Origin of the sequence: Streptomyces sp. NBC_00435 (assembly GCF_036014235.1) — a bacterium.
Lineage (GTDB): Bacteria > Actinomycetota > Actinomycetes > Streptomycetales > Streptomycetaceae > Streptomyces.
Genome location: NZ_CP107924.1, coordinates 6948452 through 6967217 on the forward strand (window position 1 = coordinate 6948452; position 18766 = coordinate 6967217).

Sequence of the window (18766 nt, forward strand, 5' to 3'; positions counted from 1 at the left end):
GCCGTGACTGCTGTCGTCGACGCCGTAGAGACCGTGACCGAGTACCTGGACCGCCGGGACTGGCGGGTGAACGCCAACGCCAACCAGGGATACTCGCTCGGCGGCCTCATCCTCAACGCCGCGGGCAAGATCACCGCGAACTACTGGCTGGAGCAGGTCTACCCCGCGGACGTCGCCCGCGCCCACCGCGAGGGCGATCTCCACATCCACGACCTGGACATGCTCTCCGGCTACTGCGCCGGATGGTCCCTGCGCACCCTGCTGACCGAGGGCTTCAACGGAGTCCCCGGCCAGATCGACTCCGCCCCGCCCCGGCACCTGTCCTCGGCCGTGGGCCAGATCGTGAACTTCCTCGGCACCCTGCAGAACGAATGGGCCGGGGCCCAGGCCTTCTCCTCCTTCGACACCTGCCTCGCCCCCTACGTCCGCCTCGACGCGATGACGTACGAGCAGGTCAGGCAGTGCGTGCAGGAGCTCGTGCACAACCTGAACGTGCCCTCGCGCTGGGGCACCCAGACCCCCTTCACCAACCTCACCTTCGACTGGACCTGCCCGGAGGACCTGCGCGAGCAGGTCCCGGTGGTCGCGGGGGAGGAGGCCGGGTTCACCTACGGCGAGCTCCAGGCCGAGATGGACATGATCAACCGGGCGTACATCGAGGTGATGACGGAGGGTGATGCCACCGGCCGGGTCTTCACCTTCCCCATCCCGACCTACAACGTCACCCGGGACTTCCCCTGGGAGAGCGAGAACGCCGAACGGCTCTTCGCGATGACCGCCAAGTACGGGCTCCCGTACTTCCAGAACTTCATCAACTCCGAGCTCGAACCGAACATGATCCGCTCCATGTGCTGCCGGCTCCAGCTGGACCTGACGGAGCTCCTCAAGCGCGGCAACGGCCTCTTCGGCAGCGCCGAGCAGACCGGTTCGCTCGGGGTGGTCACCCTCAACTGCGCCCGGCTCGGGTACACCCACGCGGGCGACGAGGCGGGGCTGCTGGCCGAGGTGGACCGGCTGTGCGAGCTGGCCAGGGACAGCCTCGAACTCAAGCGGATCACCGTCCAGGACCTGATCGACGGCGGTCTCTTCCCTTACATCAAGCGGTACTTGGGCACCCTGCGCAACCACTTCTCCACCATCGGCGTCAACGGCGTCAACGAGATGATCCGCAACTTCAGCGCAGACGCGTACGACATCACCGCGCCCGAGGGCCACGCGCTCGCGGTCCGTCTCCTCGACCGGGTCCGGGACCGGATGGTGGACTTCCAGGAGAGCACCGGCCACCTCTACAACCTGGAGGCCACCCCGGGCGAGGGCACCACGTACCGCTTCGCGAAGGAGGACCGGGCCCGCTTCCCCGGCATCCTCCAGGCCGGCACCGAGGCCAACCCCTACTACACGAACTCCTCGCAGCTGCCCGTCGGATGGACCGACGACCCTTTCGAGGCGCTGGAGCGCCAGGACGAACTCCAGGGCAAGTACACGGGCGGCACCGTCCTGCACCTGTACACCCCCGAGCGGATCCCGACGGCGGAGGCCTGCCGCGCGCTCGTCCGGCGTTCGCTGGAGACCTTCCGGCTCCCGTACCTGACGGTCACCCCGACCTTCTCCATCTGCGCGGACCACGGCTATCTGGCCGGGGAGCAGCCCGACTGCCCCACGTGCGGGGCGGTGTGCGAGGTCTGGACCCGGGTCATGGGCTACCACCGCCCGGTCTCCTCCTTCAACATCGGCAAGAAGGGCGAGCACGCGAAGCGCCTCCACTTCAAGGCGGCGGTGTGACCTCCGCCGTACCGTCCGCCGCTGCGGCGGGCGAGGTCGTCCGCATCGGTGGCTGGTCCCGGCTGTCCACCTGCGACTGGCCGGGCCGGCTGGTGACCACGGTCTTCTGCCAGGGCTGCCCCTGGCGGTGCGGGTACTGCCACAATCCCGGCCTGCTGCCCGCGCGCGGGCCCGCCGCGGTCTCCTGGGTCGAGGTGCTCGCCCACCTCGTCCGCCGTACGGGGCTGCTCGACGGGATCGTCTTCTCGGGCGGGGAGCCGCTGCTCCAGCGCGGGCTCGCGCAGGCGGTACGGGAGGCACGCGCGCTGGGCTTCCGGGTCGGCCTCCACACCGGGGGAGCCTTCCCCCGGCGCCTGGCGCGGCTGCTGGACGCGGACCTGCTGGACTGGGTCGGTTTCGACGTCAAGGCCCCGCCCGGCCGCTACGAGCGGGTCACCGGCACCGGCCACGCGGCGGCCTCCGCGGAGCGCAGCCTGCGGCTCCTCCTCGCCTCGGGGGTGCCCCACCAGCTCCGCACGACGGTGGACCCGTCCGTCCTGGACCCGCCCGCCATGGCCGACCTGGACGACTGGCTCGCGGGACTGGGCGCCGGCGCCACGCTCCGCCAGACGATGCGCCCGCCGGCCGCGTAGTGCTGTGGCGCGCCTCCCCGCGTCCCGCCGGGTGCGCGGCCCCCGCGCGGGGCCGTGCGCAGGTCGAGCGGGCCGCCCCTGGCCCTGCGCGTCCGCCGGGTTCAGCCGCGCGCGTCCGCCGGGGTCGGGGCCGGGGCGAACTCCGGCTGGTCCAGCAGCCGGAGCCAACTGCCGTCGGGCTGGCGGCGAACGACCTGGGCGCGGGCCCCGGTGCCGTCGCTCGGCGGTGTGGAGGTCAGGGCGATGCCGTCGCTCAGCAGCGTCGGCAGCGGCGGCTCCGGGGCGAACCGGGGCCGCTGCTCCAGCACCTTCGCCCACAGGGCCCGGATCGCCTCGCGGCCCACCGTCAGCTCGCCGGGCGGGAAGGCCATCACCGCCTCCTCCTCGTAGAGGGCGGCGACCCCGGTCGCGTCGCCGGCGTTGGACCGCTCGACGAACAGCCGGGTGATGTCCTCGGGCCGAAGGGCCTTCTCGTACGACGCGTAGTCGAACCGCGCTGCGTCCGGCATTGCTTCCTCCGCTCGGGCCAGGGGTTTCTCGGGTGTGCCCCAAGCCTCGCGGCCACGTGATCAGAAGTCCAACAGCTGGTTGTGCTGGGAACTAGAATTGCTGGTCATGGAACTCAGGCAGCTCGAGTACTTCGTCGCCGTCGCGGAGGAACAGAACTTCACCCGCGCGGCCGAGCGCGTCCACATCAGCCAGTCCGGGGTCAGCGCCCAGATCCGCCGCCTCGAACAGGAGCTGGGCGCGGAGCTCTTCGACCGCTCCGGCCGCACCGCCACCCTCACCACCGCCGGGCAGGCCGCCCTGGAACACGCGCGCACCGCGCTCGCCGCCACCGGGGCCCTCGCCCAGGCGGTGGGGGAGGTGTCCGGCCTGATCCGCGGCCGCCTCACCGTCGGCATGGTCGTCGGCTGCACCGTCACCCCGCTCTTCGACGCCCTCGCGGACTTCCACCGGGCCCACCCCGGCGTGGAGATCGCCCTGCTGGAGGACAACTCCGACCGCTTGGTGCGGGCGGTGCGCACCGGCGCCCTCGACCTCGCGCTCATCGGCAGCGCCGCCACCACCCCGGACGGGCTGGAGGCGCTGACCGTCGTCAGCGAGCGGCTCGTCGTGGTGGTGCCGCCCGGGCACCCCCTGGCCACCGCGGACCGGGTCACCCTCCGCGACCTGGGCTCCCACCCGCTCATCTGCATGCCCCCGGGCACGGGACTGCGTACGGTGTTCGACCGGGCCTGCGCCGCGCAGGGGCTGCACCCCGCGATCGCCCTGGAGGCCGGTGCGTCCGACGCCATGGCCGACCTCGCCGCGCGGGGCCTGGGGGTCGCCGTCCTGAGCGCCTCGATGGCCGGTTCCTACCGCGACCGGCTCACCGCGCGGACCATCGACGACGTGCGGATCCCGGCCCTGCTCTGCCTGGTCTGGCGCGACGCGCACGGGCCCGCCGTACGGGAGCTGCTCCTGCGGTGCCGCCGGGCCTTCGCGGCCCCGCCGCCCGCGGGCGGGGGTGTCGCTCCGGGCGGTGTCGGGGCATGATCGGGCCGACAGCCGCGCCGCACCCACGGAGGTCCACGTGACCGAGCCAGCAGAGCCCGCCGACCGTACCGACCGTACCGACCGCACCGGCCGTACCGGCCGCACGGACCACGTCGACCGGGGCGGCGCCGCCGGGCCGGCCGGGGCCGGCTCGCCCGGCGGGTCCATACGTCCCGCCGAATTCCCCGGCGGACGCGGGCTGTTCCGGCTCGACCACGCCGTCAGCCACCTCAACCACGGGTCGTTCGGCGCGGTCCCCGTACCCGTCCAGGAGACGCAGGCGGCCCTGCGGGAGCAGGCGCACGGCGACCCCGACGCCTTCTTCCTCGACGCCCCCGACCGACTCGTGGAGGCCCGGTCCCGGATCGCCGCCCGTCTCGGCGCCGACCCGGACGGGCTGGCCTTCATCTCCAACGCCACCGAGGGCGCCAACGTCGCCCTCGACGCCGTGGAGTTCGCCGCCGGCGACGAGATCCTGGTCACCGACCACGGCTACGGCACCGTCGTCGCGGCCGCCGCCCGCCGGGCCCCGGTCACCACCGTCGCCCTGGACCCGCACCTCCCCGACGAGGACGCCGTACGGGAAGCCGTGCTGGCCGGGGTCACCCCGCGGACCCGGGTCGCCGTACTCGACCACATCAGCTCGCCCACGGCCCGGCTCATCGCCTCGCCGCGGCTGCTCGCCGAACTCGCGGAGCGGGGCATCACCACCATCGTGGACGGAGCCCACGCCCCCGGCATGCTCCCCGACCCCCTCGGCGGGGGAGCCGACTTCTGGTTCGGCAACCTCCACAAGTGGGGCTACGCCCCGTCCGGCACCGCGCTGCTGTCCGTCGCCCCCCGCCACCGCGACCGGGTCCGGCCGCTGGTGCCCTCCTGGGAGGACCACCACGGCTTCCCGCGCTCGGTCGAGAACCGGGCCACCTTCGACTACACGGGCTGGCTCGCCGCCCCGGACGGGCTCGACCTCCTGGAGCAGCTCGACGCCGTCAAGGTACGGGCCCACAACAGCGCCCTCGCCGGCTACGGCGCGGCCCTGCTCGCGGCGATCCCCGGGATCACCGCGCTCCCGCACACCGAGGGGCTCGCCCTGCGCACGCTGCTGCTGCCGCCCGGGGTCGCCGAGACCCCGGCCGACGCCCGCGAGCTGCGCGAGCGGATCGCGGCCGAGCAGCGGATCCGGGTACTGATCTGGCCCTGGCCGGGCGGCGGCGGGATCCGCATCAGCGGGCAGATCTACAACCGGGCCGAGGAGTACGAGCGGCTCGCCGAGATCCTGCCCGCCTACCTGCCGTAGGTCCGGACAACGCACACGACCTAGCCGCGCCGGAGCAGGTACGTGTCCATGATCCAGCCCTTGCGGGCGCGGGCCTCGGTGCGCAGCTCCTCGATCCGGCCGGCGACCTCAGCCAGCTTGCCCGAGACCAGGATCTCGTCGGGGGTGCCGACGTAGGCCCCCCAGTAGATGTAGAGGTCCTGGTCGAGGAGGGCGGTGAAGGCGTGCCGGGCGTCCAGCATCACCACCACGTCGTCCACATCGGCCGGCCAGCCCTCCGCCAGGCGGCGGCCGGTGGTGATCTGGACCGGGCGGCCGACCCGGTTGAGGTTGGTCCGGTGCCGGGCCAGCAGCGAGGAGATGCTGCTGATGCCCGGGACGACCTCGTGCTCGAAGGCGACCCGGCCCTTCTCCAGAACCTCGTCGAGGATCGCGAGCGTGGAATCGTAGAGCGAGGGATCGCCCCACACCAGGAACGCTCCCGTCTCGCCCTCCGCCAGCTCCTCGGCGATGAACCGCTCGAAGATCTCGGCCCGTGCGCTGCGCCAGCCGTCCACGGTGGGCGTGTAGTCGGAGGGGGTCCGGTCGCGGTCGGGGTCGCGGCCCTCCACCAGCCGGTGTCCGGGGCGGGCGTGCGCGTCGAGCATCGCCCGCCGCAGCCCGGTCAGATCCGCCTTCTCCTCCCCCTTCTCCAGGATGAGGAATGCGTCCGCCGCGCCGATCGCCCTGACCGCCTGGAGGGTCAGGTGGTCCGGGTCGCCCGCGCCGATGCCGATCACTGAGAACTTCTTCACCGGGCTATTCTGCCCGTCATGCGCGTCGCCCTGTTCGTCACCTGCGTCAACGACGCGCTGTACCCGCGCACCGGCATCGCCGTGGTCCGCCTCCTGGAGCGGCTCGGGGTCACCGTGGACTTCCCCGCCGCGCAGAGCTGCTGCGGGCAGCCGCAGTACAACACCGGCTACCGGCACGAGGCCGAACCGCTGGTCCGGCGGACCGCCGAGGCCTTCGCCGGGTACGAGTACGTCGTCACCCCCTCGGGTTCCTGCGCGGCCATGATCCGCGGCCACTACCCGCGGATCGGGCGCGCGGCCGAGGCGGAGGGGCGGGGCGCGGGCCTGGCCGCGCTGGCCGAAGGCCTCGTGCCGCGGGTGTACGAGCTCACCGAGTTCCTGGTGGACGTCCTGGGGGTGACGGACGTGGGCGCGTACTTCCCGCACACCGTCACCTACCACCCGTCCTGCCACGGTCTGCGGGCCCTCGGGCTCGGGGACCGGCCCCGGCGGCTGCTTGCCGCGGTGCGCGGCCTGGAACTGCGCGAACTGCCCGGCGCCGAGGAGTGCTGCGGCTTCGGCGGGACCTTCGCCGTCAAGAACCCGGACGTCTCGGCCGCGATGGGCGCCGACAAGGTCGCGGGCGCGGTGGCCACGGGCGCCGAAGTGCTCTGCGGGGCCGACAACTCCTGCCTCGTCCACCTGGACGGAATCCTGCGGCGCGAGGGCGCCCCCCTGCGGGCACTGCACCTCGCCGAGATCCTGGCCGCGACCGAGCAGGGGGAACCGCTGCGATGACGGGTACGGGCAGGGGGACGGGTGCGGGGCCGACGGGGCCGGCCGGCACATTCGTCGGTATGCCGGCCTTCCCGGAGGCCGCGCGCGAGGCCGTCCGGGACGAGGTGCTGCGCGCCAACCTGCGCCACGCCACGCACACGATCCGCGACAAGCGGGCGCTCGCCGTCGCCGAGCTGGAGGACTGGGACCGGCTGCGCGCGGCCGGCAAGGCGGTCAAGGACCACACGCTGGCGCACCTCGACCGGTACCTGCTGGAGCTGGAGGCCTCCGTCACCGCCGCGGGCGGCACCGTCCACTGGGCGGCCGACGCGGACGAGGCGAACCGGATCGTCACGGAGCTGGTCCTGGCCACCGGGGAGCGGGAGGTCGTCAAGGTCAAGTCCATGGCCACCCAGGAGATCGGCCTGAACGAGGCCCTGGAGTCGGCCGGCATCGCCGCGTACGAGACCGACCTCGCCGAGCTCATCGTCCAGCTGGGCCACGACCGGCCCTCCCACATCCTGGTCCCGGCAATCCACCGCAACCGCGGTGAGATCCGCGACATCTTCGCCGCGGAGATGGGCGGTTGGGGACGTGCGGCCCCGGAGGGACTGGGCGACGACCCGCGCGAACTCGCCGAAGCGGCCCGCCTCCACCTGCGCGAGAAGTTCCTGCGCGCCAAAGTCGCCGTGTCCGGCGCCAACTTCATGGTCGCCGAGACCGGCACGATGGTCGTCCTCGAGTCCGAGGGCAACGGCCGGATGTGCCTGACCCTGCCCGAGACCCTGATCTCGGTCGTGGGCATCGAGAAGGTGATCCCGACCTTCCGGGACCTGGAGATCTTCCTCCAGACGCTGCCGCGCTCCTCGACGGCCGAGCGGATGAATCCGTACACGACGATGTGGACCGGGCTGGGGCCGTCGAAAGGGGCCGACGGGGACGGGCCCGCCGCCTTCCACCTCGTCCTGCTCGACAACGGCCGCACCGACACCCTCGCCGACGAGGTCGGCCGCCAGGCCCTGCGCTGCATCCGCTGCTCCGCCTGCCTCAACGTCTGCCCCGTCTACGAGCGCGCCGGCGGCCACGCCTACGGCTCCGTCTACCCCGGCCCGATCGGCGCCGTCCTCAGTCCCCAGCTCCGGGGCACGGGCAGCGCGATCGACGCCACCCTGCCCTACGCCTCCACCCTGTGCGGGGCCTGCTACGAGGTCTGTCCCGTCGCCATCGACATTCCCGAGGTACTGGTCCACCTCCGCGAACGCGTCGCCCAGGGCGGCCCGGTGACCCGCGAGGGGGTCCGCGTCCGGATCCGCCCGGCGCGGGGCCACGCCGCCGAACGGGCCGCGATGCGGGCCGCCCGGCTCCTCCTCGACCGCCCCGGCGCGCTGCGCGCGGGGGAGCGGCTGCTGGCCCGGGCACGCCGGCTGAGGCCGCGCCGGCTACCTGGGCCCGGGCGCGCCTGGACGGACAGTCGGGAGCTGCCGGAGCTCCCGGAGCGCTCGTTCCGCGACTGGTGGGCGGCGCGGGAACGGGAAGGACGCCCATGAGCGCCAAGGACCTCATCCTGGCCCGCATCCGGCGGGCCCTGCCGGAGCCGCGCCCGGACTCCGCGATCCCCCGGGACTACCTCCAGGTCCACGGCGCCCGCACCCCGGCCGAGACCGTCGACCTCCTCGCCGCGAACCTCACGGAGTACCGGGCGAAGGTCCACCGGGTGGACGAGGACGGCATCACCATGCTGCTGATGCGGCTCCTCGCCGAGCGGGGTTCCGAGTCGGTCCTGGTACCGGCCGGGTTGCCGCCGCACTGGACGGCGGCCGTCGACCCGACCCGGATCCAGGACAGGGCCGCCTCCACCACCTACCAACTGGACGCGGTGGACAGCGTGGTGACCGGCTGCACGCTGGCGATCGCCGAGACCGGGACGATCGTCCTCGACGGCGGCCCCGGGCAGGGGCGACGCCGGATCACCCTGATCCCGGACCACCACATCTGCGTCGTCCGGGTCCCCGGCCAGGTGGTGGACTCGGTCCCGCAGGCGCTGCCCCTGCTGGACCCCGTCCGGCCCCTGACCTGGATCTCGGGCCCCTCCGCCACCAGCGACATCGAGCTGGACCGGGTGGAGGGCGTGCACGGCCCCCGCACCCTGGAGGTCGTACTCCTCGGCGCACAATGAGGGGCATGTCCGCACACATCGCCCTCACCGCCCTCGTGGTCCACGACTACGACGAGGCCATCGACTTCTACACCCGCGCCGTCGGCTTCGACCTCGTCGAGGACACCGCGCGCCCGGACGGCTCCCGATGGGTCGTGGTCCGCCCGCAGGGCGCCGCGGAGTCCGCCCTGCTCCTGGCCCTGGCGAAGAACGACGACCAGCGTTCCCGGGTCGGCGACCAGACGGGCGGCCGCGTCGGCTTCTTCCTCCACACCGACGACTTCGCCGCCGAGCACGCCCGGATGACGGCCGAGGGCGTGCGCTTCCTCGAGGAGCCGCGCCACGAGACGTACGGCTCGGTCGCCGTCTTCCAGGACCTCTACGGCAACCGCTGGGACCTGCTCCAGCCCGCGTAGGCCCCCGGCCGGGCGGTTCGCAGCCGCCGCTCAGCCCGTGAGGCGCGGCGCCTCGGTCGCCGCGTCGACGACGGCGCCGCCCTCCACCCGCCCGGCCAGCGCCCGCGCCCAGCCAACGATTCCGGCCAGGTCCACCGCGGGGACGGCAGTGCCCCCGGCCCCGTGGAGCCCGGCCAGGGCATCGGCTCCGCGGCGCAGCAGGCGCGCTCCGCCCACGGCGTTCCCGCGCGCGGCGTGCGTCAGGCCGACCGCCAGCTGCGCGAGCGCCCGCCACAGTGGCGCCTGGGCCTCGGGCCCGGACTTCCAGGCGTCCTCGAACACCTCGTGCGCGTGGAACGGCATCCCTGCGTCCAGCAGCCGCTGCGCCTCGGCGAGGGTCCCGGCCGGTGTGCGCACCACCCCCTCGGGCTGCCGCTCCACGCCCTCGGCCCCGTAGGGCAGGGGTCGCCCCAGCCCGTCCCTGGGCCGCGCACTGCGCGCCCGCCCCTCACCGTCCCGATCCCGTGCGTTCACCTCCTCATCCTGCCTGCCGCCGATTACTGGTGCATGCACACCCCGCGTCGTGGGGTAATGTTCTGCATGTGCCGCAGGGACGGGGGAAACCCCAGATCAGAAGCACATCGGGACGTGGCGCAGCTTGGTAGCGCACTTGACTGGGGGTCAAGGGGTCGCAGGTTCAAATCCTGTCGTCCCGACTTTGCTTTATGCAGGTCGGAGGCCGTTCTCTCATCCATGAGAGGGCGGCCTTTTCCATGTCCGGAGTCCTGGTGGTCGCAGCCACGCTGGCCGGTCCGTCCGGCGACCGGTCTCCTCGGCTTCGGTGAGTGCGTCGTCGATGGTGTCGACGGCTTACCGAGATCCTGCGCCACGGCTACGTGGACGGCCACCTCGCGGAGGTAACCAACTCCTCGGGCGTCCCGCTGAGCTTCGCCTAAGACGAGCTGGGCCGGATCACCTCCTGGGCGGACACCAACGACCGTCACTTCGAGTACGTCTACGACGAGCGGCATCGCTGCATCGCTCAGTCAGGCACCAACGGCCACCTGAACGTCCGGTTCGCCTACGAGCACGGCCTCACCACCCACACCGACTCCCTGGGCAACCGAACCCTGTACGTGATCAACGACCACGCCCAGGTGGTCGCTGAGACGGATCCGTCCGGAGCCACGACCCGTTTCGGCTACGACGGCCGCGGCCGCCTGGCCGCGGTGACGGACGCCCTCGGCCACACGACCACAGTCCGCTGCGACCCGGCGGGCCGGCTCGTCTCGGTCACTGATCCCGGGGCCGGGACGACGGCCCATACCCGCGACTCCTGCGGCCGTCCCAGCACGATCACCGACCCTTCAGGCCGTACGACCCAGCTGGCCTGGAGCGTCGAGGGCCGTCTCCTGCGCCGGATCAGCGCCGACGGGAGCTGCGAATCGTGGACCTACGACGGCGAGGGGAACTGCCTGACCCACACGGACGCGGCGGGCGGGGTGACGGCCTTCGAGTACGGCGACTTCGACCTCCTCACCGCCCGCACGGCGCCGGATGGAGCCCGGTACTCCTTCACCCACGACACTGAACTCCGCCTGGTCGCGGTCACCAACCCCGAGGGCCTGAGCTGGCGCTACGCGTACGACGCGACGGGCCGACTGCAGTGGAGACGGACTTCGACGCGCGCACCCTCACATTCACTTACGACACCCTCGGCCGCCGCACCGCATTGAGCACCGCAGGCCGCACACTCGCCTTCGAACGAGACGCAACCGGTCGGGAACTGGCCCGTACCGTGGGCGCGGGCCTCTCCCTCACCCAGGAGTACGACCTCGCCGGCCGACTCACCGCCCAGACGGTCATCGGCCAGGACGGACGCACCCTCCAGCGCCGCGGCTACGGTTACCGGGCCGACGGCTGTCTCACCGGCATCGACGACTCTCTGACGGGCCCGCGCACCTTCACCCTCGACACGGTGGCCCGCGTCACCGCAGTCGATGCCGCTCGCTGGTCGGAGCGCTACGCCTACGACGAGGCGGGCAACCAGACCCACGCCACCTGGCCGGAGCGCCACCCGGGCACGGAATCCCAGGGCGGACGCACCTACTCAGGCACCCGTATCACCCGCGCGGGCGCCGTCCGCTGCGAGCACGACGCCCTGGACCGGGTCACCCTGCGGCAGAAGACCAGGCTCTCCCGCAAACCGGAGACCTGGCGCTACGAGTGGAACGCGGAAGACCAGCTCGCGGCCGTCATCACCCCGGACGGCACGCGCTGGCGCTACACCTACGACCCGCTGGGCCGCCGCACGGCAAAGCAGCGCCTCGCAGCCGATGGCACAGTGGTCGAGGAAACGCTCTTCACCTGGGACGGCACCACCCTCTGCGCACAGACCAGCGGCCCGCTCACCCTCACCTGGACCCACAAGGGGCTCCACCCCCTCACCCAGACCGAGCACATCGACGACGATACGGTCGACGACCGCTTCTTCGCGATCGTCACGGACCTGGTCGGCACGCCGAGCGAGCTCCTGGCCGAGGACGGCAGCACAGCCTGGCGCACCCGCAGCACACCGTGGGGCACCACCACCTGGAACCGCGACGCGACGGCCTGCACCCCACTCCGCTTCCCGGGCCAGTACTACGACCCGGAGTCCGGCCTCCACCACAACCTCTTCCGCACCTACGACCCCGAAACGGCCCGCTACCTCACCCCGGACCGCCTCGGCCTGTCCCCGGCCCCCAACCCTGCGGCTTACGTCCACAACCTCCACACCCGGTCCGACCACATGGGCCTGGCCCCGGACGAGTGCCCGGAGCGTGGCCCGTTCGACTTCCGGGAGCCGCACCCGGACCACGCGCCGAAGCAGAGCCTTGTCGACGCGATGCGGTCGGCGCCCCGGGGCGAGTACATCGACTGCACCGAAATATCGACCTTCATCATGAAGCGGGCGGAGGGCGAAGGGGAGATCGTCCACTGCATCACCCCATCGGGGAACATCAAAACTCCTGAGGCCGGGGCCAACGGAATCACCAACGCAGACTATGTATTCCATCAGGTGTACACCGACGGCCGGTACACATACGACCCGACCTTGAGTCTGGACCCGATTCCACGGGGAGACTACGAGAGGGCACTTCGATCCCAGAACGGTGAGCGGGTCATAGGATTGAACGGCGAGGCCGACCTCGGAGAGTTGAGAAGACTGCACAGGGAGACGGAGTGGCGATGAAGGGCGACGGAGACCGGCCATCGCGCTTCCATCGGGCCAGGAACGCCCTCGAACGATTCGCTCCGGTGGTCTGGATGAAGTCCATGAGCGAAACGAACAACATCACCGGGCTGATCCAGCTTCCCTCGCTCGGCTGGCGTTTCAGCGAACCTCATCCCGAACTGCAGGAGATGTTCCACTCCGTGGCACGCGAGGCACCACGGAACATTGGCTGGTCCTTCACGGAAAAGAAGAACTCCGTGCTTGTGCCGTCGCGGCTGATCACCGAAGGCGGACCGGATGGGGACTGGAACGACCTCAGAGGCGAAATCAGTCAGAACGATCAGGCATTCTGCGTTGCCGCCTCGGAAGACATCGAGCTGATCATCGACGCGATCGCCGCCCAACCGGCACCGCCGGCTGCCGCGCGAATCTCCGTGTTCCAGATCGCGAAGAGTTCTGAGGAGGAGCTGGTGTGCGTTGCGGAGGCATTCACCGGCGAGCCGGAGGTGGGGATGGTGTTCCGGGCCGTCGGTACACCCGGTGTCGAGGTGCGGCTGACCGCGCTGAGCTGGTATCCGCCCCGACCGGAGACCAAGCGGCACGGCCCTCTCGCCAAGGTCACTCTCATGGGCGAGGGAGCCGGACTGATCGGCCGCAAAGAGCTGCTCGTCAGCTTCCCCGGCGCCGACTGACGACGGGGCGGCCGACCTCGGGTTCCGCGGCCTGGACAACGACAAGAACTGGCGGATCCTCACCAAGCTCCGCACCGACCCCGCCCGCGCCACCCAACTCCTGCGCGCCCTACTCCTCCTCCTGACGAACCTCGAAGTCAACCGCTGACGGACGATCTTCTCCGCGGACTGCTGCCCACGACCTGCGCGAGTACACCGCGAGCCGATCACACCAGCCCTCTGATCAGCGACTTCAAGTTGGCGGAGGCTCAGTGTCCTGCACTGCGGCGTGCCATGGAGTTTGCCCTTGCCTGACGCAGAGGTGTGACAACTGAGGGGGATCTTTTCCGTCGGTCCCAGCGGGACCTCGTCGGTGAATGTCCTACCGAGGGGAACGATGCGGACTTCTCCGCGTGCGGACGGCACGCACGCAGGCTATCGACCGCCACTGACCATCGGGGTGAGTTGCGGCTCGTGCCCACCTTGGCTGCCTCGGAGGGGTCTGCCGCGAGTACTCCTCTGAGGCGTCCCTGGGGACCAGTTGGGGACCACACGGTGTGCGCGATGCCACACGATAGATCTCTCCGTACACAACTTGAGCCCGTGCAGATCATCCGGGTGGGCCACTGGAGGCCAAGGGGTCGCAGGTTCAAATCCTGTCGTCCCGACCATGCTTTATGCAGGTTGGAGGCCGTTCTCTCACACACGAGAGGACGGCCTTGGGGCGCCGGGTGATCAGGTCCCCGTCGATCACGGGCATCAGGGACATGCCGCAGGAGACGATGGTCGTCGGTGACGTCGTCGGGGTTCCCGCCGAAGGCGGCGATGTTCTCCCGGACCCACTCCAGGGCGAAGATCTGGTCGCGCACTCCCCAATTGGCGGGTAGCGGAGCGTCGGGGATGCAGCCGAAACCGTCCACGCCCAGGCGGTAGTTGAGGGTGAGGCAGACGACGCCGTCACGGGCGAGGTGGCCCCGTCGTAGGCGGTCGCGGCGGAGGAGCCGGTGGTGAAGGCGCCGCCGTGGATCCGCACCATGACGGGGAGCCCCGCCCCGGCCGTGGCGGCCCCCGCCCGATCAGCGTCGAGGGTCTTGTTCATGCCGCTTCGCGACGGGGGGCGTCCAGGGCGGTGAGTTCCTCCCCGGACAGGCGCAGGGAGCCGGCGGCCACGTTCTGGGCGAGGTGGTCGGGATCGCCGGTGCCGGGGATGGCCAGGACGTGGGGGCCCTGGTGCAGGGTCCAGGCCAGCCGGATCTGGGCCGCGCTCACGCCGTGGGCGCGGGCGACGGCGTGCACCTCGCCGCTGTCGTCGGTGGTCGCGCCGGCCGTGCGTCCGTTGCCGGCGATCGAGTAGAACGGCACGAACGCGATGCGCTGTTCACCGCAGACTTCCAGGAGCTCCGCCTGTTCCGGTGACGCGCCGATGCCGTACATGTTCTGGACGCAGACCACGGGTGCGATGGTCCGGGCCTCGGCGAGGTGATGGGGGTGGATGTTGGACAGGCCCAGGTGGCGGATGAGCCCGGCCTCGCGCAGTTCGGCGAGTGCGCCGAAGCGTTCGGCGATCGAGTCGGTGCCGACGATGCGCAGGTTCACTACGTCGAGGTGGTCGCGGCCGAGCTGGCGCAGGTTCTCCTCGACCTGGCCGCGCAGCTGCTCGGGAGCGGCGTGCGGTAGCCACTGCCCCGAGGGATCGCGGCCGGGGCCGACCTTGGTGGTGATGACGAGGTCGTCCGGGTAAGGGGCCAGCGCCCGGTTGATCAGCTCGTTGGCGGAGCGCAGCGGCGAGAAGTAGAACGCGGCGGTGTCGATGTGGTTGACGCCGAGCTCGACCGCGCGACGCAATACCGCTGTCGCCTGGTCGCGGTCGCGCGGGACGGCATCGGCCGCGAACGCCTCGCCGGTCTGCGGAAGGCGCATCGCGCCAAAACCGATCCGGTTGACCGTGCGGTCTCCGAGCGTCCAGGTGCCCGATGCCGCCGCGTTGATCGTCTGTGTGGTCATGGTGGGATGATCTCCACCCGATAGGGTGGCACGCCATTGATTCACACATGCCTGAATCCATTGGGGTGGTCGTCTTGGCGGAGCTGGCGTTCTCGGCGAGCGATCTGGCGCAGGTGCGGTTCGCCGTCTCGCCGATGTGGGAGGTGGCGCCCAGCTTCCGGCTGCTGCGGTCCGGCACGGCGCATCCACTCCACCGGTCCTGGGCCGACCAGGTACGCCCGCGCCTGATCGCCGCCGGGCTTGATCGCGGCTGGCTCTCGGAGCTGATCCCGCCCACCGGATACGTCCCCGACTTCCTCAACCCGGCCCCCGTCGGGCCGGCTCCCGCACCGGAGGCGGAGTGGGAGGCGATCCGGGCCTCGTCCGCCGACCGGGTGCGCCAGGACCTCGACCACTTGGCCCGTCATCAGGGCGGCCTCGGTCCTCGACTGCGGCTGCTGCACGCCGATCCGCGGACCCGCCTGGCGAAGGTCACGGACGAGCTCGAAGCGTACTGGGAGCTGGCGCTGGCCCCGTACTGGGCGCGGATCCGGACGATGCTGGACGCCGACGTCTTCTACCGGGCCCGCACGGTCGCCGAGTACGGCGCGCACCGCCTCTTCAACGACCTGCACGCCTCGCTGATCTGGGACGACAACGGGCTGCGGATGGCGCACCGCAAGCAGCCGCTGACCCGCGAGACGGCAGGCACCGGGCTGCTGCTGATCCCCACGGCCTTCACCGGCCGGGGGCTGCGCACCCGTACGACACCGCCGGATCCACCTCAGCTCGCCTATCAGGCCCGTGGTGTCGGCTCCTTGTGGCAGACGCGGCACGCTCCCCGGGGTGACGCCCTCGCCGCCGTACTCGGCCGCTCACGGACCCTGTTGCTGACCGAACTGGAGACCCCGGCCTCCACGACGCAGCTGGCCCGGCGCACCGGGCTCTCCACCGCCGGGGTCTCCCAGTACCTCACCGCGCTGCGCGACGCGGGCCTCGTCAGCGCCCACCGCGCCGGCCGCTCCGTCCTCTACACCCGCACCGCCGCGGCCGAGACCCTCCTCGATGCCGTGGTCACCGCACGTCCCGGAGTGCCGTAGAGTCAGGTTCACCGACGCGGGGTGGAGCAGCTCGGTAGCTCGCTGGGCTCATAACCCAGAGGTCGCAGGTTCAAATCCTGTCCCCGCTACTGCCGCAGGAGGCCCGGATCCCATGGATCCGGGCCTCCTCCGTGTCCGGCTCAGCCCTGGCCCCGGCCTCTCCCGCCGCCGCGGACCGCACGTGCGCGTAGCGGCCGGGCCGGACCCCGTCAGGAGGACTGGTCCGTCAGGATCGCCGGGTCCGACAGGCCGGCCGCGCCCGTCTCGACCTTGCCGGCGAAGCGCCGCAGGAAGCCCGGTGTCCCGGACGCGGTGACCGTCACGTCGTACCAGCGCCGCGTGTTCTTCAGCGGGACGCTGTACGTCACGGTCGCGCCCCTGGCGACGGTGAGGCGCTTCGGTCCGCCGCCGTAGGCGTTGGTGAGCGTCAGCGCGGCGGTGGCCCCTCCGGCATTGGTGAGGGTGAGGTCCAGGTTCCCGGTGGCGGCGTTGTGCCGTGCGGTGACCTCGGGGCCGGGCGTGCTGCCGGGGTTGCGGAAGCCGCGCAGGAAGCCGTTGGGGCCGTGCACGGTCAGGTCGGTGGACCCGGCCGAGTAGCGGGTGTTCCAGGTGTCCGCGATCGACTTGCCGGCTTCGGTGGTGTACGTCCAGGGGGCGTCGGTGCGGTTGCCGGAGGTGACGTAGAACTGCGCGCCCAGGGCCGGGCCGCCGCTGAACGTCAGCCGAAAGGCGCCTTGCCCGACCAGCGCCGAACCGTCCACGTACGGGGCGTACTTCAGCGCACGGGTCTGGCGCAGGCCCTTCTCCTGGCGCGGCACGGCGCCCTTGGCCGGCGGGGTGGCCCGGAAGTCGGGGTGCCGCTCGCGGTCCGGCGGGTACCAGGCGCCGGTGTCGGGCAGCGGGGCCGCGGCGGGGTCCTTGCGGGCGAAGTCGAAGGCGGAGGTGAGGTCTCCGCAGACGGCACGGCGCCAGGGCGAGATGTTGGGCTCCCGCACGCCGAACCGCTTCTCCATGAAGCGGATGACCGAGGTGTGGTCGAAGGTCTCGGAGCAGGAGTAGCCGCCGGTGCTCCACGGGGAGACCACGAGCATCGGTACGCGCGGGCCCAGTCCGTACGGCCCCGCGACGTATCCGGCGGCGCCGGGGAAGACGTCCAGGGAGGTGGGCGTGGTCGACAGACCCTGCGCGGCACTGGCGGGGGCGTAGGGCGGGACGACGTGGTCGAAGAAGCCGTCGTTCTCGTCGTAGGTGATGAACAGAGCGGTACGGGCCCACACGTCGGGGTTGGAGGTGAGGGCGTCCAGCACCTGCGCGATGTACCAGGCGCCGTAGTTCGAGGGCCAGTTGGAGTGCTCGCTGAACGCCTCGGGGGCGGCTATCCAGGAGACCTGGGGCAGCGTGCCGGCGGCGACGTCGGCGCGCAGCCGGTCGAAGTACCCCTCGCCCGCCTTGGCGTCCGTACCGGTGCGGGCCTTGTCGTACAGCGGGTCGCCGGGCCGTGCGCCGCGGTAGTTGTCGAAGTAGAGGAGGGAGTTGTCGCCGTAGTTGCCGCGGTAGGCGTCGTTGATCCAGCCCCAGGAGCCGGCGGCGTCGAGGCCGTCGCCGATGTCCTGGTAGACCTTCCAGGAGATCCCGGCGGCCTCCAGGCGCTCGGGGTAGGTGGTCCATCCGTAGCCGGCCTCGGCGTTGTTGAGGACCGGGCCGCCGCCCTTGCCGTCGTTGCCGGTGTGGCCCGACCAGAGGTAGTAGCGGTTGGGGTCGGTGGAGCCGATGAACGAGCAGTGGTAGGCGTCGCAGACGGTGAACGCGTCGGCCAGGGCGTAGTGGAAGGGGATGTCCTGGCGTGTCAGATGGGCCATGGTCGCGGGCGTCTTGGCGGGCACCCAGTTGTCGTACCTGCCCTGGTTGAAGGCGCTCTGGCCGCCCGCCCAGTCGTGGTTGAGGCCCTGGAGGAACTCCATGCCGAGGTCCTCGGAGGGCGGCCGGAAGGGCAGCGTCTCCTTCGTGCCGTCGGACTGGTGCCAGACGGACTTGCCGCTGGGCAGGGTCACCGGGCGCGGGTCGCCGAACCCGCGGACGCCGCGCAGCGCACCGAAGTAGTGATCGAAGGAACGGTTCTCCTGCATGAGCACCACGATGTGCTGCACGTCGGCGATGGAGCCGGTGGTCCCCTGGGCGGGGATGGCGGCGGCGCGCGCGATGCTCTCGCCCAGCATCGTGAGGGCGGTGGTGCCACCGGCGAGCTGCAGGAAGCGGCGGCGGTTGAGTTCTGCCATGACGGGAACGACCTCTGCGTTTTGAGGGGTGGTTGAGCACCCCCAGCACAGCGTGCCCGGGATGCCGGAGAGGGAGCCTGGCGTGACGCCGACGGGTACGCCAGTCGAACGGCAGCCGGATTTCTGTGGGGTTCGGCCGGTTCTGGACGGTGGGAGGAAAAGCCTTGGACCGTACGGGCGCCCGTGCGGG

Annotated in this window: 16 protein-coding genes, 2 tRNA genes and 1 pseudogene; 13 read left to right on the forward strand and 6 right to left on the reverse strand. The window is 71.6% G+C overall.

The window, feature by feature from the left end:
• Positions 1-3 precede the first annotated feature (3 nt).
• On the forward strand, positions 4-1782 hold the full coding sequence (locus tag OG389_RS31385; protein ID WP_328301932.1) for a ribonucleoside triphosphate reductase: 1779 nt from the start codon (positions 4-6) through the stop codon (positions 1780-1782).
• Positions 1779-2414 carry an anaerobic ribonucleoside-triphosphate reductase activating protein gene (locus OG389_RS31390; protein ID WP_328301934.1) on the forward strand — a complete coding sequence of 212 codons (636 nt, stop codon included), beginning with the start codon at positions 1779-1781 and terminating at the stop codon, positions 2412-2414. The genes OG389_RS31385 and OG389_RS31390 overlap by 4 nt, the downstream gene beginning before the upstream one ends.
• A gap of 101 nt (positions 2415-2515) precedes the next feature.
• Here OG389_RS31390 and OG389_RS31395 read toward each other — a convergent pair whose 3' ends face one another.
• Positions 2516-2923, reverse strand: coding sequence for a YybH family protein (locus tag OG389_RS31395; protein ID WP_328301936.1), 408 nt, complete (start codon positions 2921-2923; stop codon positions 2516-2518).
• A 106-nt stretch (positions 2924-3029) separates the two neighbouring features.
• Here OG389_RS31395 and OG389_RS31400 point away from each other — a divergent pair, with 106 nt between their 5' ends.
• Together OG389_RS31400 and OG389_RS31405 are read left to right on the forward strand one after the other, a co-directional pair.
• Positions 3030-3953, forward strand: a complete 924-nt coding sequence (locus OG389_RS31400; RefSeq protein ID WP_328301938.1) for a LysR family transcriptional regulator — start codon at positions 3030-3032, stop codon at positions 3951-3953.
• Between the two features lie 37 nt (positions 3954-3990).
• On the forward strand, positions 3991-5250 hold the full coding sequence (locus OG389_RS31405; protein ID WP_328301940.1) for an aminotransferase class V-fold PLP-dependent enzyme: 1260 nt from the start codon (positions 3991-3993) through the stop codon (positions 5248-5250).
• 20 nt (positions 5251-5270) lie between these two features.
• Here the strand turns inward: OG389_RS31405 and cobF are convergent, their stop codons facing one another.
• A complete protein-coding gene (cobF, locus tag OG389_RS31410; protein ID WP_328301942.1) occupies positions 5271-6023 on the reverse strand; it encodes a precorrin-6A synthase (deacetylating) in 753 nt (250 codons plus the stop codon).
• Between the two features lie 18 nt (positions 6024-6041).
• On the opposite strand from cobF, the gene OG389_RS31415 reads away from it, so the two are divergent.
• The 4 genes from OG389_RS31415 to OG389_RS31430 are packed head-to-tail and all read left to right on the forward strand — an operon-like array spanning position 6042 to position 9350.
• Positions 6042-6800 carry a (Fe-S)-binding protein gene (locus OG389_RS31415; protein WP_328301944.1) on the forward strand — a complete coding sequence of 253 codons (759 nt, stop codon included), beginning with the start codon at positions 6042-6044 and terminating at the stop codon, positions 6798-6800.
• Between the two features lie 59 nt (positions 6801-6859).
• Positions 6860-8326 carry a lactate utilization protein B gene (locus OG389_RS31420; protein ID WP_443059372.1) on the forward strand — a complete coding sequence of 489 codons (1467 nt, stop codon included), beginning with the start codon at positions 6860-6862 and terminating at the stop codon, positions 8324-8326.
• On the forward strand, positions 8323-8955 hold the full coding sequence (locus OG389_RS31425; RefSeq protein ID WP_328301948.1) for a LutC/YkgG family protein: 633 nt from the start codon (positions 8323-8325) through the stop codon (positions 8953-8955). Before OG389_RS31420 ends, OG389_RS31425 begins: the two co-directional genes overlap by 4 nt.
• Positions 8956-8960: 5 nt before the next feature.
• Complete coding sequence (locus OG389_RS31430) at positions 8961-9350, forward strand: VOC family protein (RefSeq protein WP_328301950.1); 390 nt, start codon at positions 8961-8963, stop codon at positions 9348-9350.
• A 30-nt stretch (positions 9351-9380) separates the two neighbouring features.
• On the opposite strand, the gene OG389_RS31435 is transcribed toward OG389_RS31430, so the two are convergent.
• Positions 9381-9863 (reverse strand): DUF309 domain-containing protein, encoded by a 483-nt coding sequence (locus OG389_RS31435; RefSeq protein ID WP_328301952.1) that lies wholly within the window; start codon positions 9861-9863, stop codon positions 9381-9383.
• A 108-nt stretch (positions 9864-9971) separates the two neighbouring features.
• Between OG389_RS31435 and OG389_RS31440 the strand changes: the two genes are divergently transcribed.
• From OG389_RS31440 to OG389_RS31450, 3 genes and pseudogenes are all read left to right on the forward strand, one after another.
• Positions 9972-10045 (forward strand) — tRNA-Pro (locus OG389_RS31440).
• 477 nt (positions 10046-10522) lie between these two features.
• Positions 10523-12150 (forward strand): annotated as a pseudogene (locus OG389_RS31445) (RHS repeat-associated core domain-containing protein); the annotation flags it as partial.
• A 404-nt stretch (positions 12151-12554) separates the two neighbouring features.
• A complete protein-coding gene (locus OG389_RS31450; protein WP_328301954.1) occupies positions 12555-13238 on the forward strand; it encodes a hypothetical protein in 684 nt (227 codons plus the stop codon).
• A 248-nt stretch (positions 13239-13486) separates the two neighbouring features.
• On the opposite strand, the gene OG389_RS36890 is transcribed toward OG389_RS31450, so the two are convergent.
• Positions 13487-14137: a carboxylesterase family protein gene (locus OG389_RS36890; RefSeq protein WP_443059373.1), complete on the reverse strand. Its 651-nt coding sequence runs from the start codon at positions 14135-14137 to the stop codon at positions 13487-13489.
• A 175-nt stretch (positions 14138-14312) separates the two neighbouring features.
• Positions 14313-15221, reverse strand: coding sequence for an aldo/keto reductase (locus OG389_RS31460; protein WP_328301956.1), 909 nt, complete (start codon positions 15219-15221; stop codon positions 14313-14315).
• A 47-nt stretch (positions 15222-15268) separates the two neighbouring features.
• Between OG389_RS31460 and OG389_RS31465 the strand changes: the two genes are divergently transcribed.
• On the forward strand, positions 15269-16300 hold the full coding sequence (locus OG389_RS31465) for an ArsR/SmtB family transcription factor (protein WP_328301957.1): 1032 nt from the start codon (positions 15269-15271) through the stop codon (positions 16298-16300).
• 15 nt (positions 16301-16315) lie between these two features.
• Positions 16316-16389, forward strand: a tRNA-Met gene (locus OG389_RS31470).
• A 120-nt stretch (positions 16390-16509) separates the two neighbouring features.
• Here OG389_RS31470 and OG389_RS31475 read toward each other — a convergent pair.
• Positions 16510-18576 (reverse strand): phosphocholine-specific phospholipase C, encoded by a 2067-nt coding sequence (locus OG389_RS31475; protein ID WP_328301958.1) that lies wholly within the window; start codon positions 18574-18576, stop codon positions 16510-16512.
• Positions 18577-18766: the final 190 nt, after the last annotated feature.